This is a genomic window from Curtobacterium sp. MCBA15_013 (assembly GCF_001865095.1).
GTDB lineage: Bacteria > Actinomycetota > Actinomycetes > Actinomycetales > Microbacteriaceae > Curtobacterium.
In genome coordinates, this window is sequence record NZ_MJGQ01000005.1 from 81,199 (window position 1) to 95,681 (window position 14,483).

Consider the following 14,483-nt stretch of genomic DNA (forward strand, 5'->3'; position numbering starts at 1 on the left):
TCCCGTCCGTCTGCCGGTCGCCCCGACGACCCGACGACCCGCGGCGACTTGATAGGCTCAGGGTCGCTCTTGCGGGGCGGCACCGTCCGCGGTGCGTCCCGTGCACCCAGGTGAGGACCCCGAGGTACCGATGCAGACAGACGGACAGCCCCTGCCGGGCGTCTCGTACGTGATGCCCGTCCTCAACGAGGTCACCGAGGTCCGGGCAGCCGTCCAGAGTCTGCTCGAGCAGGACTACTCCGGTCCGTTCGAGGTCATCCTCGCCCTCGGCCCGTCGATCGACGGCACCAACGAACTCGTCGCCGAGATGAGCGCCGCCGACCCCCGGATCCGCGCGATCGAGAACCCCGCCGGCTCCACGCCCGCCGGGCTGAACGTGGCGATCCGCGCGTCCGTGCACCCCGTCGTGGTCCGTGTCGACGCGCACTCGGTGCTGCCGCAGGACTACACGCGGATCGCCGTGCGCGTGCTGCAGGAGTCGGGCGCGGACAACGTCGGCGGGATCATGCGCGCCGAGGGGCGGACCCCGTTCGAACGCGCCGTGGCGCTGGCGTACGGCAGCCGCGTCGGGCTCGGTGGCACGCCGCACCACGTCGGCGGCCAGGCCGGTCCGGCCGAGACGGCGTACCTCGGCGTGTTCCGGCGTGACCGACTGTTCGAGGTCGGGCTGTTCGACGAGGGCATCAAGCGCGGCCAGGACTGGGAGCTCAACCGGCGCCTCCGGCAGACCGGTGGCACGGTGTGGTTCACCCCGGAGCTCGTCGTCACGTACCGCCCGCGGCCGAGCCTGAAGCGTCTGGTCCGGCAGTTCGTCGCCACGGGGCTGTGGCGCGGCGAGCTCGCCCGCCGGTTCCCCGCCCACAACGGCCTGCGCTACTTCGTGCCCCCGGCCATGGTCGCCGCGATGGCGCTCGGCATCGTCGCCGGCATCGTCGGGATCATCGGCGCCGCACTCGGGACGGGGGCGGCGTGGGCGCTGCTCGGCTTCGTGGTGCCCGCCGTCTACATCGTCTTCGTCGTGCTGGGGGCCGTCGCGGTCGCCCGGCGGTCGGGGCTGCCGACGCTCCTCTGGCTCGTCGTGGTGCTGCCGTGCATCCACGTCGGGTGGGGACTCGGCTTCATCATCGGCTTCCTGACCCGGACGTCCGAGCTGACCACGCACACGGGACGGTGACCTGACCTCTTGACCGATGACACGACCGGCCGCGGGAACGCCCGCCCGACCTCGATCGCCGAACTCCGTGCCGTCGCCCAACCGGACGAGGTCCGGTCGCGGGCGAACGCCGAGCACTGGACGGCGTCGCTGTACCTGCGGGACGTCTCGCCGTACCTGACGTGGGTGCTGCTGAAGACCCGCGTGACGGCGAACCAGGTGACCGGCCTGATGATCCTCGTCGGGTGGAGCGTCGCGGCCGCCCTGCTCATCCCGGGCATCTGGGGCGCGGCGCTCGCGCTCGTGCTCGGGCAGCTGCAGATGCTCGTCGACTGCTGCGACGGCGAGGTCGCCCGGTGGCGGGGGACCCGGTCGCCCGCCGGCGTGTTCCTCGACAAGGTCGGGCACTACACGACCGAGGGACTCATCCCCATCGCACTCGGCGTCCGTGCGGCCACGTGGCCGATCCACGGCGCGGACTGGATGTGGACCACGATCGGCTGCGCGCTGGGACTCGTGATCGTCCTCAACAAGGCGCTCAACGACATGGTGCACGTCGCACGGGCGAACGCCGGGCTCGACAAGCTCGTCGACCGTCGCGACGCCGGCACCGCCCCGTCCGGACGACGGCTCGCGACGCTGCGTCGCGCCGCGCGGTTCCTGCCGTTCCACCGCCTGTACCACTCGGTCGAGCTGAGCATCCTCGCGTTCGTCTTCGCGCTGCTGGCGCTCGTGATCGGTCATCCCCTGGCCGACCGGATCCTGGTGGGGGCGCTCCTGCCGCTGGCGGTCCTGGCGACGTTCGGGCACTTCGTGGCGATCATCTCGTCGAAGCGGGTCCGCGGGTGACCCCGGGCACGCTCCGTCGTCACGCGGTCCCGCACCGCGAGCGGCCCCGTGTCGCCGTGGTGAGCCTGTCGCAGGGGACCCGCCCGGACGACCTGCGTCGTGGACTCGAGAGCGTGCTCGCGCAGCAGGACGTCGACCTCGACGTGGTGTGCGTCGGCAACGGCTGGGAGCCGACCGGTCTGCCCGAGGGCGTCCGCGCGCTGGCCCTGCCCGAGAACGTGGGCATCCCCGCCGGGCGGAACGCCGGGGCCGAGGTGGTCGACGGCGACTACGTGTTCTTCCTCGACGACGATGCCTCGGTGCCGTCGCAGACGTTCCTGCGCGACGCGATCGGCCGGTTCGAGCGCGATCCGTCGCTCGGTCTCGTGCAACCCCGGGTCGTCGACCCCACCGGCGCTGCGAACCCGACGCGCTGGATCCCGCGGATCCGCAAGGGCGAGCCCGACCACTCGTCGCCGGTGTTCTCGGTGTGGGAAGGGGCGGTCGTCCTGCCGATGGACGTGTACCGCGCGACCGGCGGCTGGGGAGCGGAGTACTTCTACGCGCACGAGGGCATCGAGCTCGCGTGGCGCGTGTGGGATGCCGGCCGACGGACCTGGTACGCCGGGGACCTCGTCGCGCACCACCCCGCGATCGACCCGGCACGCCACACCGAGTACTACCGGCTGAACGCCCGGAACCGGGTCTGGCTGGCTCGGCGCAACCTGCCGGCGGTGCTCCGACCGCTGTACGTCGGGTCGTGGGCGGCGATCCAGGTCGCGCGCTGGTGGCGACACCCGCAGCGGCTCGCCACCTGGTTCGGTGGCGTCCGTGAAGGCTGGCGGAGCGACTGCGGTCCCGTGCACGTGATGGGCTGGCTCACGATCGGCCGCATGACGCTCGCCGGCCGTCCGCCCGTCGTCTGACCCGCCCGCACCGAACCGTCCCCGGACCCAGGAGGAGAGACCATGCCGATCATCAGTGACGCGCGCACGGCCCTGCGGCTCGCCGACCGCCTGCTCAAGTCGCGACGCAGCCGTCGTGAACTCGCACGCCGACTGCCGTCGGTGGCGGCCCCTGCTCCGGGCACCGTGGAGATCGCCGTCTACTTCGCCGACGGCCCCGTGAACATGTACCAGGTGCGGCAGTGGTACGCCCCCCTCGCCGAACTCGCGGCGACCCACCCGGTCGCGATCATCGCGCGGAGCCCCGGCACCATGCTCACCCTGCTCGACGAGTCCCCGGTGCCCGTGGTCTACGCGCGCCAGGTCGTCGACCTCGAGCAGTTCGTCGAGCAGCAGGCCCCGAAGATCGTCTTCTACGTCAACCAGAACGCCCGCAACTTCCAGATGATGCGGTACGGGCGCATGTGGCACGTCTTCGTGAACCACGGCGAGAGCGACAAGATGTACATGACGACGAACCAGTTCAAGGCGTACGACTACGCCCTGATCGCCGGTGACGCCGCTCGTGGACGGCTGTCGGACGCCCTGTGGGACTACGACCTGGATGCCCGGACGATCTCGATCGGTCGCCCGCAGGCCGACCACTTCGCCGGCGCCCCGCCGTACCCGGCCGACGACCGCACGGTCGTGCTCTACGCGCCGACGTGGGAGGGGGACCGCGCAGCGGCCGCCTACGGGTCGATCGCGAGCCACGGCACCACGATCGCCGAACGGGTGCTCGCGTCGCCGACGCACCGGCTCGTCTACCGGCCGCACCCCCGCAGCGGTGTGCGCGACGCCGCGTACAAGGCGGCGCACGAGCGGATCGTCGCTGCCATCGCGAGCGCCAACGCCGCCGACCCGGGCGCCCACCACGTGTACGACGACGGTGCCGAGCTGGGGTGGCAGCTCGCCGGAGCGGACGTGGCGATCACGGACATCAGCGCGATGATCTACGACCGGCTCGCCGTGGGCAAGCCGCTCATCGTGACCCGGCCGGTCTCGCCCGAGGCGGACGTCGACGAGCGCGGGTACCTGAGCGACGCCAACTGGTTGACGGCGTCCGATGCGCAGGACGTCGTCGCGCGGGTCGACGCCGCGGCGAACGACGCCGCCGAGCTCGCGAAGCTGCAGCACTGGGTCGAGCGGTACTTCGGGGACACGACGCCCGGTGCGGCGACGAAGCGGCTGCACGACGCGGTCGAACGGCTGCTCGCCCGTTGGCAGACCGTCGCGGCGGCGCGCGGCGAGGACTGAGGGACCGACCCGGACCCACCGGTCGGCGGTGGCACGACGAGGACGGTCAGGCAGCACGGGCGTCACCCACGAGGGACATCCGCCAGAGGTACTCGGAGCGGTCCGGTCGACGCCAGCGGACGATCACCACGCCCGTGTCGTCGGTGGTGGCGCCGAACACGGCGATCGAGAGCGACCGACCCGGTTCGAGCCGGTGCACGGCGAGCGGCGGGCAGTAGCCGGTGCCGAGGTGGGTGAGCGTGATGCCGTCGACGGGTTCGTCGCCGGTGTTCAGCAGGTCGTAGCGGCGCGGGGCACGGGAACGGTCGATCGAGAACGGGACGGGGTAGGCCGGTGTCGGGTGGTGCATGCCGTCACCGTAGGGTGAGGGTCTGACGTCCGGCGGCCGGTTCGGCTCGGGGGAGTGGCGGCTGTGGAGAGCGGCCCGGGGGACCCTGGTTGTGGACGGGGATCGGTGGTCAGACTGCGTAGTCGGACGAGTACCGCTGCAGTGCTTCCTCGATCGTGCCGTCGAGCTGCAGGCGACCCCTGTCGAGGTACAGCCCACGCTCGCAGAAGCGGCGGAGGTCCTTGTCGCTGTGCGAGACGAAGAACAGCGTGCGGCCGCCGGCGAGGAGTTCCTCGATCCGCTTGTAGCACTTCTCGCGGAACCCCTTGTCGCCGACCGCCAGGACCTCGTCCACCAGGATCACCGGTTCGTCGAGGCGCGAGATGACCGCGAACGCGATGCGCACCTTCATGCCGCTCGACAGGTGCTTGTACGGGGTGTCGACGAAGTCGCCGATCTCGGCGAACTCGATGATCTCGTCGAAGGCGTCGCGGATCTCCGCCCGGGACATGCCGTGCAGTCCCGCAGTGAGGTAGACGTTGTCGCGGACCGAGAGGTCTCCGACGAAGCCACCGGTGATCTCGATCAGGGGTGCGACCCCGGCGCCGACGTGGATGCGTCCCTCGTCGGGGAGCATGACCTGGGCCACGAGCTTCAGCAGCGTCGACTTGCCCTGACCGTTGCGGCCGACGACCCCGATCGCCTCACCCGGGCGGACGTCGAACGACACACCCCGGAGCGCCCAGAACTCGTCCGCGCGCTTGCGGCGGTTGCTGCCGGCGAAGAGGTCCTTGAAGCTCCGGCTCGCCCGACGGTTGCGCTTGAACCGGATGCCGGCGTCGCGGACGGAGATCACGGGGGCGACCGTCGCGCTGCGGCTGGTCTGCTCGGTGGCGGTCATCACAGCTCCTTCAGGACGCGGTGCTCGCTGCGGCGGAACACGACGAGTCCGATCGCGAGGACGACGACGGTGACGACGACGGAGACCCCGACCTCGAACCAGTTCAGCTGCGACGGGAAGAACGCCGCGCGGTAGATGCCGAAGATGCCGCTGAGCGGGTTGAAGGCCGCGAGGTCGTGCAGCTTGTCGGGCAGTGCCGACGTGCCGTAGATGATCGGCGATGCGTAGAAGAGGAAGCGGAGCACGAGCTTCACCGCACGCTCGAGGTCACGGAAGAAGACCACGAGCGGCGCGACGATCAGGCCGAGCCCGTACACGAGCGCGCACTGCAGCACGATCGCGAGCGGGTAGAGCGCGATCTCCCAGTGCCAGTGCGCCCCCGTCGCGATCGCGAACACGGCGAGGACCGGCAGGCTGAGGAGGAACTCGATGCCCTTCGACGCCGTGACCCGGGCGACCCAGATGCTGCGCGGGATCGTCGTCGACCGGATGAGCTTGGTCTCCTTGATGAACGCCCGCGTGGAGTCCGAGACGGCACCGGTGAACCACATCCACGGCAGCAGCGCCGACAGCAGGAACACGATGTACGGCTCTTCGCCGACCGACCCGCGGTGGAACACCTGCGTGAAGACGAACCAGTAGATCGCCGACATCACGAGCGGGTCGAGGATCGACCAGAAGTAGCCGAGCGCTGAGGTCGAGTAGCGGACGCGGAGGTCTCGGATCGTCAGCAGCCAGAGGGCATGACGATAGCGCCGACCGGCGCTCCGGGACGCCGCTGGTGCGGCAGCCGCGGGCGCGGTCGGCGCACTCGCTGTGGTCACGGTTTCCCTTCGGGCGGAACTGCCGAGGGGGTCTTGACGCTGGTTCAGGCGAACAGGTTGTTCGCGCGCTCGAGGTCCTCGGCGAAGTCGATCTCGACCGCGTAGAGGTCGGAGATGTCGATCGGGCTCCAGAGTAGCCCGTCCTCGGCGATGGCAGCCTCGATGCCGCCCTCGAAGTACTCCTGGTCGTCGACGCGACCGAGCTGGCGGATGAGCGCCTGCTTGTCCTTCGAGGACACGTAGTTGATGCCGACGGCTTCGCCGAGGCCACCGACGACCTGCTTCGACAGCTTGTGGATGAAGCCCTCGGCGTCGACGGTGTACTTGACCTCTTCGTCGGAGACCTTGTCGGTGTTGACGCTGACGAACGAGCGGTCCTCGTCGATCATGTCGGCCGCACGCACCAGGGCACGCGGGTCGAAGACGACGTCACCGTTCATCCAGAGCACGCCGCCCTTGCCCGTCGCCTTGAGGGCGCGGAGCAGGCTCTTCGAGGTGTTCGTGGAGTCGTAGGACTCGTTGTAGACGAAGTTCGCCTCGGGGAAGGCCTCGACGATGTACTCCGACTTGTAGCCGACGACGATCGTGACGCGTGCGCTCGAACCGAACGCCGCACGGATGTTGTCGAACTGCTGCTGCATGATGGTGCGGCCGTCGCTCAGTTCGGTCAGCGGCTTCGGCAGGCTGCGCCCGAGGCGGCTGCCCATCCCCGCTGCGAGGATGACGATCTGCGTGGTCATGCTGGTCCCTTCTGGTGTCCGCCCGCGCGCCCTGGGGCACGGGCGGGCCTCGTCGAGTGTGCTCCCGGAAGATCCGATCTGCCCGGGAAGACCGCCGTCTCTGCGCGCATTCGCAGGGAGGGATCGTCACGGGGACACCGGCCGGGGCAGGTTTCCAAGTGGTGAACACTTCGTCGTGCCTCGGTGAATGATACGGAACGACCCTCCACCGGGGTACGGTCTCGGCCGCTTCGTGCTCAATTCGTGACACAGCGCCGGGGATTCGGGACACTGCGCCCGAGGCGTCCCCCGCTGTCCGGTGAGCGTTGGTACGGTGGGGCGGTGGCCGCAGCAGCAGGGGACGACGACGACGTGTACGCCACGTCGGACGCTGCCTGGCTGACCGAGGAAGCGGACGCCGACACCGAGGCCGAAGCGGCCGCCGACGGCGACGACGACACCGCGGACGACGCGGCCACCGAGGACGACGACGCCACCGCGGCGGGAGACGCCGCTGACGACGACATGGGGGACGGGGATGCACACGACGCCTCCGCTGAGGACACGATGACCGACGACACGACGGCCACCGAGACGACGGAGACGGGGGTGGACCGCGTCGCCGCGCAGGCGGTGGCGCCGACGACCACCGGTCACCGCCCTGCCAAGGCGCGCGGCGGCAAGGGACGTGCCACCCGCCCGACGCAGACGGCGGGGACGACCGGCACCGTGCCTCCTGGCCCGCGCGACCGGGCGGACGAGACGGACGCGACCGCCGGCACGGACGCGACCGACCGCGCGACCCCGACCGACCGCGCGACCCCGACGGACACCGCAACCGCCACGGACCCCGCAGCGGACACGGCAGCAGCCGACACCGCAGCGGACACCGCGGCGCCCGACACCAAGTCCGCGAAGAAGCGCCCGAGCGGCACGAAGCGCCCCGCGCCCACGGCCAAGCAGCCCCAGCAGCCCGTCGTCCTCCGTGCCGACGGCCTCGTGAAGCGCTACGGCCAGACCCTCGCCGTCGACGAGGTCGACCTCGAGATCCGCCAGGGCTCGATCTTCGGCGTCGTCGGCCCGAACGGCGCCGGCAAGACGACCACCCTGTCGATGGTCACCGGACTCCTGCGCCCCGACGCCGGCAGCGTGACCGTGCTCGACCACGACGTGTGGGCCGACCCGACCGCCGCCAAGCGGGACCTCGGCGTGCTGCCGGACCGGCTCCGGCTGTTCGACCGGCTGACCGGCGCGCAGCTGCTGTACTACTCGGCGACCCTCCGCGGGCTCGACGGTGCCACCGCGCGCAAGCGCAGCAGTGACCTGGCAGAGGCGTTCGGTCTCGGCGAGGCGCTCGGCCGTCAGGTCGCCGACTACTCCGTGGGCATGGCGAAGAAGATCGCCCTCGCGGCGACGCTCATCCACTCGCCCCGGGTGCTCGTGCTCGACGAACCGTTCGAGTCCGTCGACCCGGTGAGCGCAGCGACCATCACCGAGATCCTCCGTCGCTACACGCGCGGGGGCGGCACGGTGGTGCTCTCCAGCCACTCCATGGAGCTCGTGCAGCGCACGTGTGACTCCGTCGCCATCATCGTCGGCGGCAAGGTCCTCGCCTCCGGCACGATGGCGCAGGTCCGCGGGCGCAAGAGCCTCGAGGACAAGTTCGTCGAACTCGCGGGCGGCCGCGTCGTGGCAGAGAGCATGGAATGGTTGCACAGCTTCTCCGGCTGAGGGCGGACCTGCTCGCGGGCGAGGTCCGCGGGAGCGCCCGCCGGTCGGTCCTCGTCGTGCTCGGCAGCGTCGCGGGACTCGTCGCCGCGGTGCTCGTCGCGATCGAGGTCGTCGGGCTCCGTGACGCCGCACCCGAGGTCGCGCGTTCGGTCGTCGTCCCGGTCGGCACGCTCATCGCCTTCGCGTTCACGGTCGTCCCGCTCGTCGTCGGGCGCGGCGACCAGTTCGATCCGCGGCGCTTCACCGTGTTCGGCATCGGCCGACGCGACCTGGCGGTCGGGCTCGGGGTCGCCGGACTCATCGGGGTCCCGGTCGTCGCGGTCGCCGTCGTGGCCGTCGCGCAGTCGGTCGCGTGGATGCGCGGTGCGGGTGTCGGCGTCCTCGGCGTCGTCGCCGCCCTCCTCGCCATCGCCACGTGCGCCCTGCTCATCCGCGTCGGCAGCGCCGTCGGTGCGTCCCTGATCGGTCCGCACCGGTCGCGGGACGCCGGCTGGCTGGTCGCGCTGGTCATCGTCGTGCTGGCGATCCCGGCCGTGTCGCTCCTGCTCCGCGTCGACTGGCTCGACCCGGCCGGCGCCGAGATGCAGCGCGTCGCCGACGTCGCCGGATGGACGCCGTGGGGCGCCGCCTGGGCCGTCCCGGCCGACGTCGCGAGCGGCCGTGTGGGCGAGGGCATCGTCAAGCTCGTCGTCGCGGTGGTCGTCGTGGCCCTGCTCGGCCTCGCCTGGTGGGCCGTGGTCGGCCGGGCGCTCGAGACCGTCGACGGCCGTGCGCGGACCCGTCGGTACCGGGGCCTCGGATGGTTCGACACGCTCGGCTCCACGCCCGTCGGCGCGGTGGCGGCACGGGCCCTCACCTACTGGGGACGCGACCCGCGGTACCGCGCGTCCTACCTGATCATCGTCTTCGTCCCGCTCGTCGTCATCCCGCTCGGGGTTGCCGGCGTGCCGTGGCACTGGACCGCCCTGGTGCCGCTGCCGCTGATGGCGCTCATCGCGGGCTTCCTGCCGCACAACGACGTCTCGTACGACAACACCGCGGTGTGGCTGCACGTCGCCTCGGGAGCCCCGGGCTGGAGCGACCGACTCGGTCGCCTCGTGCCGGTGCTCACGGTCGGCATCCCCGCACTCGTCGCCGGCTCGTGGGTCTCCGCGTGGCTGTTCGGCGACTGGACGGCCTTCCCGCTGCTGGTCGGCGTGAGCACGAGCGCGCTCCTGTCCGGCCTCGGGCTGTCGAGCGTCGTGTCCGTCCTGTTGCCGTACCCGACCGTCCGACCGGGCGACCACCCCTTCCAGCAGCCGCAGGCCGCCGGCGTCCTCGCCTCGGTCGCGCAGTCGTCGATGGTGGTCGGGATCCTGGTCTGCTCCGTCCCCGCGGCCTGGCTCGCGGTGCTCGCCTTCGTCGACGGCCCGGAGCCGTGGGGGATCCTGACCCTCGTCGTCGGGGTCCTGGTCGGCGTGGTCGTGCTGGTGGCGGGCGTCGCGATCGGCGGTCGCCTCTTCGACCGCCACGGGCCGGACCTGCTGGCCGCAGCGCAGCGCAACTGAGCCGGGTCGCCTCCCGGGGTGACCACCTGACGGCCTGGAGGCGCGGGTCGACCCCGCCCCGCGCCTCCAGGCCGTCACGGGTCGGCCACGCCCCCCGCGCGTTGCGGACCGTCGCGGCGCGCGCCCGGTCGTCGTACCCTGGACGCATGAGCATGACGGAACCCGGTGGCGGCCTCGACGTGATGGACCGCGAGCTCGAGAAGCTCCTCGAGGAAGAGGCGATCGAGCCCGGCGACCACGAGCGCTTCTCGCACTACGTCAAGAAGGACAAGATCCTGCAGTCGGCCTTGACCGGCAAGCCCGTCAAGGCGCTGTGCGGGAAGAAGTGGATCCCCGGGCGGGACCCCAAAGTTCCCGGTCTGCCCCGACTGCAAGGCGATCTACGAGAAGATGAAGGCGGAGTGACGCCGACGCTCAGATGACGAGCGTGGGGATGGCCGGGTCGCCCCGACCGATGCGTGAGGCGTCGGCGGGCAGCTCGGCCTTCGCCATCTTGTGGTGCGCGCGGGCCGCTTCGACGCCCTGCACGCCGAGGAACGCCGGGTCCACCTCGCCGTTCGTCACCACCGGGACGAGCAGCGGGCGTTCGTCCGGCCCGACCTGACCCGTGGTCAGCACGACCTCGGCGGTGGCGATGCCGTTGCGGAGGCGGCGGCCGGCCTGCTTGCGTCCGCCGACGGTGGCCTTCTCGGCCGACTTCTTCGCGACCGGGACCCAGCCGTCGTCGGCCGCACCGCCGTCGGCTGCGTCGCGGTGGCTCGCGTCGCGGTGGCTCGCGTCGCGGTGTGCGACGAGCTTGAAGACCATGCCCGCGGCCGGGTGGCCCGATCCGGAGACCACGGAGGTCCCGACGCCGTAGGAGTCGACCGGTGCCGCGCGGAGTGCCGCGATCGTGTACTCGTCGAGGTCGTTCGTGACCGTGATCTTCGTGTCGGTCGCCCCGAGCCGGTCGAGCTGTGCGCGGACCGACGCCACGACGGAAGGCAGATCGCCGCTGTCGATGCGGACGGCGCCGAGCTTGCCGTCGGTGAGCCGGACCGCGGTGTCGACGGCGGCCTCGATGTCGTAGGTGTCGACGAGCAGCGTCGTGCCGGTCCCGAGGGCGTCGATCTGCGACCGGAAGGCGTCCTCCTCCGAGTCGTGGAGGAGCGTGAACGCGTGCGCCGCGGTGCCCATCGTCGGGATGCCCCAGGTGCGCCCGGCCTCGAGGTTGCTCGTCGCCCCGAAGCCCGCGATGTACGCGGCCCGGGCGGCGGCGACGGCGTTCCACTCGCCGGTGCGCCGGGAGCCCATCTCGGCGAGCGGACGACCGTCGGCAGCGGAGACCATGCGTGCGGCGGCGCTCGCGATCGCACTGTCGGCGTTGAAGATGCTCAGCGCGAGGGTCTCGAGCACGACCGCCTCGGCGAAGGTGCCCTCGATCTGGAGGACGGGGGAGTTCGGGAAGAAGACCTCGCCCTCGCGGTAGGCGCGGATGTCCCCGGTGAACCGGTAGTCAGCGAGGTACGAGGCCGTCCCGGCGTCGATGACGCCGCGGTCGCGCAGGAACGCGATCTCGTCGTCGCCGAACCGGAAGTCCGTCAGCGCGGTCAGGAACCGGCCGAGGCCCGCGGCGACACCGTAGCGGCGTCCGTCCGGCAGGCGGCGGGCGAAGACCTCGAACACGCACCGGCGGTCGGCCGTGCCGTCCTTGAGGGCCGCGTCGACCATCGTGAGTTCGTACTGGTCCGTGAGGAGCGCGCTGGTCACCTCTCCGACACTAGTGTCGCCCGGGCTCGGAGGTACGGATCCGACGGCCGGCGCGCGCGAGCGGGCGGTACGTGCCGGGTCGGCGCGGCGGGCGGTGCGTGTTCCGCCCGCTCGCGGGGTGGGGGCGGCCTGGAGGCGCGGGGCGGCCTGGCGGGGGCGGGTCGCGCCTCCTGGACCGGCGGCTTTCGCGAGCGGGCGGATTCCGTCGGGTCGGTGCGTATTTCGCCCGCCCGTGGGGCGGGCGGGCGGGCCCGCGCGCTCGGTACGCTGGTGTCGTGACGGATGCACCGATCGGAGTCTTCGACAGCGGGGTCGGCGGACTCACGGTGGCCCGCGCCATCATCGACCAGCTGCCACGCGAGAGCATCCGGTACGTGGGCGACACCGTGCACTCGCCGTACGGCCCGAAGCCCATCGCGGACGTCCGTCGCTACGCGCTCGAGGTGATGGACGACCTCGTCGAACAGGGGGTGAAGGCCCTCGTGATCGCGTGCAACACCGCTTCGTCCGCGGTGCTCCGGGACGCCCGCGAACGGTACGAGCAGGCCTACGGCATCCCCGTCGTCGAGGTCATCCAGCCCGCTGCACGCGCCGCCGTCAAGCAGACCCGCACCGGACGCATCGGCGTGATCGGCACGGTCGGCACCATCGCGTCGCGCTCGTACGAGGACGCCTTCGCGGTCGCGTCGGACATCAGTCTGAGCCTCGCGGCATGCCCGCGCTTCGTCGAGTTCGTCGAGGCGGGGGACACCTCCTCCCCAGCGCTCCGCGAGGTCGCTGCGGGCTACCTCGCACCGATCCGCGCAGCCGACGTCGACACGCTCGTCCTCGGGTGCACCCACTACCCGCTCATGTCCGCCGCCATCCAGTACGTGATGGGCCCGGACGTGACGCTCGTCTCCAGCGCCGAGGAGACCGCCAACGACGTGTACCGACGACTCGTCGAGCACGGGCTCGAACGCACTGCCACCGAGCCGCCGACCTACTCGTTCGAGGCGACCGGCGACGACAAGAACGGCTTCATCCGACTCGCCCGACGCTTCCTCGGCCCCGAGGTCTCCAGCGTCGGCCACCTCCAGACCGGGGCCATCACGCTGCCCCGCATCGAAAGGACCCCATGAGCGACACGCTCCGCATCGACGGCCGCACCGCGACCGACCACCGTCCCGTCACGATCGAGCGGGGGTGGAGCACGCAGGCCGAGGGCAGCGCGCTCATCTCGTTCGGCAACACCAGGGTGCTCTGCACCGCGTCCTTCACGAACGGCGTCCCGCGGTGGCTCGCCGGCAAGGGCACCGGCTGGGTCACCGCCGAGTACTCGATGCTGCCCCGCTCGACGAACGAGCGCATGCAGCGTGAATCGATCAAGGGCAAGGTCGGCGGGCGCACGCACGAGATCTCCCGCCTGATCGGCCGGTCACTGCGCGCGGTCGTCGACACGAAGGGTCTCGGCGAGAACACGCTCGTCATCGACTGCGACGTGCTCCAGGCCGACGGCGGCACCCGCACGGCGTCGATCACGGGCGCGTACGTCGCGATGGTGGACGCGATCGAGTGGGGGCGCGACCGCGGGTTCGTGGCGAAGAAGGCGACTCCGCTGCTCGACAGCGTGCAGGCCATCTCCGTCGGGATCGTCAAGGGCGAGCCGATGCTCGACCTCGCGTACACCGAGGACTCCGCCGCCGACACCGACATGAACATCGTCACGACGGGCTCGGGCAAGTTCATCGAGGTGCAGGGGACCGCCGAGCACGCACCCTTCGACCGCGACGAGCTCAACGTGCTGCTGGACCTCGGGCTCGCGGGCAACCAGTCCCTCGCGGCGATCCAGAAGTCCGTGCTGGGGCTCGCGTGACCTCCCGCACGGTGGTCCTGGCGACGCACAATAAGGGCAAGGTCGTCGAGCTGCGCGAGATCCTCGGGTCGGCGCTGGGCGACGGCGTCGAGCTCGTCGGGTACGACGGCCCGGAGCCCGTCGAGGACGGGGACACCTACGCCGCGAACGCCCTCATCAAGGCCCGGGCGGCGGTCGCGCACACGGGGCTCCCGGCGCTCGCCGACGACTCGGGCATCGCTGTGGACGCGTTGGACGGTGCTCCCGGCATCCACTCGGCGCGGTACGCCGGCACGCGGGTCGACGCGGACAACATCGCGCTGCTGCTGCGGAACCTCGACGGGGTCGTCGAGCGCACGGCGGCGTTCGTGTGCGCCGCGGCGTTCGTCACGCCGGACGGCACCGAGCACGTGGTCGAGGCGGTCTGGAACGGCGAGGTCACGACCGAGCCCATCGGCGACGGTGGGCACGGGTACGACCCGGTCTTCCGGCCGGACGACGCCGACCGGACGTCGGCGGAGTTGACGCGCGAGGAGAAGAACGCGCTGTCGCACCGGAGCAAGGCGTTCCGCGGGATCGCGCCGGTGGTGCGGGAGTACTTCGGCGTGTGACGCGCGGGCAGGCGGCCGCACAACCAAAGACGACCCGAGCCACGTCGCGACGTGGCT

14 protein-coding genes and 1 pseudogene are annotated in these 14,483 nt (G+C 71.5%); 10 read left to right on the top strand and 5 right to left on the bottom strand.

Annotated features, from left to right (window positions below; all coding sequences use genetic code 11):
* The first annotated feature begins 130 nt into the window (after window positions 1-130).
* Genes BIV01_RS04055 through BIV01_RS04070 form a run of 4 tightly spaced genes read left to right on the top strand, consistent with a single transcriptional unit; the run spans window position 131 to window position 4,182 of the window.
* The gene (locus BIV01_RS04055) at window positions 131-1,174 is read left to right on the top strand and encodes a glycosyltransferase family 2 protein (protein WP_071302026.1); all 1,044 of its coding nucleotides are present in this window, start codon (window positions 131-133) and stop codon (window positions 1,172-1,174) included.
* A 9-nt stretch (window positions 1,175-1,183) separates the two neighbouring features.
* Entirely contained in the window at window positions 1,184-2,002 is an 819-nt protein-coding gene (locus BIV01_RS04060) for a CDP-alcohol phosphatidyltransferase family protein (RefSeq protein WP_071294999.1), read from the top strand.
* Window positions 1,999-2,907, top strand: a complete 909-nt coding sequence (locus BIV01_RS04065) for a glycosyltransferase family 2 protein (RefSeq protein ID WP_071302027.1) — start codon at window positions 1,999-2,001, stop codon at window positions 2,905-2,907. The genes BIV01_RS04060 and BIV01_RS04065 overlap by 4 nt, the downstream gene beginning before the upstream one ends.
* A gap of 42 nt (window positions 2,908-2,949) precedes the next feature.
* Window positions 2,950-4,182, top strand: coding sequence for a CDP-glycerol glycerophosphotransferase family protein (locus BIV01_RS04070; RefSeq protein WP_071302028.1), 1,233 nt, complete (start codon window positions 2,950-2,952; stop codon window positions 4,180-4,182).
* Between the two features lie 46 nt (window positions 4,183-4,228).
* Here the strand turns inward: BIV01_RS04070 and BIV01_RS04075 are convergent, their stop codons facing one another.
* The 4 genes from BIV01_RS04075 to BIV01_RS04090 all read right to left on the bottom strand — a co-directional run bounded on the left by BIV01_RS04075 (window position 4,229) and on the right by BIV01_RS04090 (window position 6,975).
* The gene (locus BIV01_RS04075) at window positions 4,229-4,531 is read right to left on the bottom strand and encodes a hypothetical protein (RefSeq protein WP_071302029.1); all 303 of its coding nucleotides are present in this window, start codon (window positions 4,529-4,531) and stop codon (window positions 4,229-4,231) included.
* Window positions 4,532-4,640: 109 nt separating this feature from the next.
* The gene (locus tag BIV01_RS04080; protein WP_071302030.1) at window positions 4,641-5,411 is read right to left on the bottom strand and encodes an ABC transporter ATP-binding protein; all 771 of its coding nucleotides are present in this window, start codon (window positions 5,409-5,411) and stop codon (window positions 4,641-4,643) included.
* On the bottom strand, window positions 5,411-6,235 hold the full coding sequence (locus BIV01_RS04085; RefSeq protein ID WP_070416670.1) for an ABC transporter permease: 825 nt from the start codon (window positions 6,233-6,235) through the stop codon (window positions 5,411-5,413). Before BIV01_RS04085 ends, BIV01_RS04080 begins: the two co-directional genes overlap by 1 nt.
* A gap of 44 nt (window positions 6,236-6,279) precedes the next feature.
* A complete protein-coding gene (locus BIV01_RS04090) occupies window positions 6,280-6,975 on the bottom strand; it encodes a phosphocholine cytidylyltransferase family protein (RefSeq protein ID WP_070416669.1) in 696 nt (231 codons plus the stop codon).
* Between the two features lie 321 nt (window positions 6,976-7,296).
* On the opposite strand from BIV01_RS04090, the gene BIV01_RS18880 reads away from it, so the two are divergent.
* The 3 genes and pseudogenes from BIV01_RS18880 (at window position 7,297) to BIV01_RS04105 (ending at window position 10,637) form a co-directional block, all read left to right on the top strand.
* A complete protein-coding gene (locus tag BIV01_RS18880; protein ID WP_254791775.1) occupies window positions 7,297-8,685 on the top strand; it encodes an ABC transporter ATP-binding protein in 1,389 nt (462 codons plus the stop codon).
* A complete protein-coding gene (locus BIV01_RS04100; RefSeq protein ID WP_071302031.1) occupies window positions 8,661-10,232 on the top strand; it encodes a hypothetical protein in 1,572 nt (523 codons plus the stop codon). Before BIV01_RS18880 ends, BIV01_RS04100 begins: the two co-directional genes overlap by 25 nt.
* 146 nt (window positions 10,233-10,378) lie before the next feature.
* Window positions 10,379-10,637 (top strand): annotated as a pseudogene (locus tag BIV01_RS04105) (DUF3039 domain-containing protein).
* Between the two features lie 9 nt (window positions 10,638-10,646).
* Here BIV01_RS04105 and BIV01_RS04110 read toward each other — a convergent pair.
* Complete coding sequence (locus BIV01_RS04110; protein WP_071302040.1) at window positions 10,647-11,942, bottom strand: nicotinate phosphoribosyltransferase; 1,296 nt, start codon at window positions 11,940-11,942, stop codon at window positions 10,647-10,649.
* Window positions 11,943-12,256: 314 nt separating this feature from the next.
* On the opposite strand from BIV01_RS04110, the gene murI reads away from it, so the two are divergent.
* Genes murI through rdgB form a run of 3 tightly spaced genes read left to right on the top strand, consistent with a single transcriptional unit; the run spans window position 12,257 to window position 14,426 of the window.
* Window positions 12,257-13,102 carry a glutamate racemase gene (murI, locus tag BIV01_RS04115; RefSeq protein WP_070419170.1) on the top strand — a complete coding sequence of 282 codons (846 nt, stop codon included), beginning with the start codon at window positions 12,257-12,259 and terminating at the stop codon, window positions 13,100-13,102.
* Window positions 13,099-13,836, top strand: coding sequence for a ribonuclease PH (rph, locus tag BIV01_RS04120; protein ID WP_070416667.1), 738 nt, complete (start codon window positions 13,099-13,101; stop codon window positions 13,834-13,836). The genes murI and rph overlap by 4 nt, the downstream gene beginning before the upstream one ends.
* Window positions 13,833-14,426: an RdgB/HAM1 family non-canonical purine NTP pyrophosphatase gene (gene rdgB / locus BIV01_RS04125; protein WP_071302032.1), complete on the top strand. Its 594-nt coding sequence runs from the start codon at window positions 13,833-13,835 to the stop codon at window positions 14,424-14,426. The genes rph and rdgB overlap by 4 nt, the downstream gene beginning before the upstream one ends.
* The last annotated feature ends 57 nt before the right edge of the window (window positions 14,427-14,483 follow it).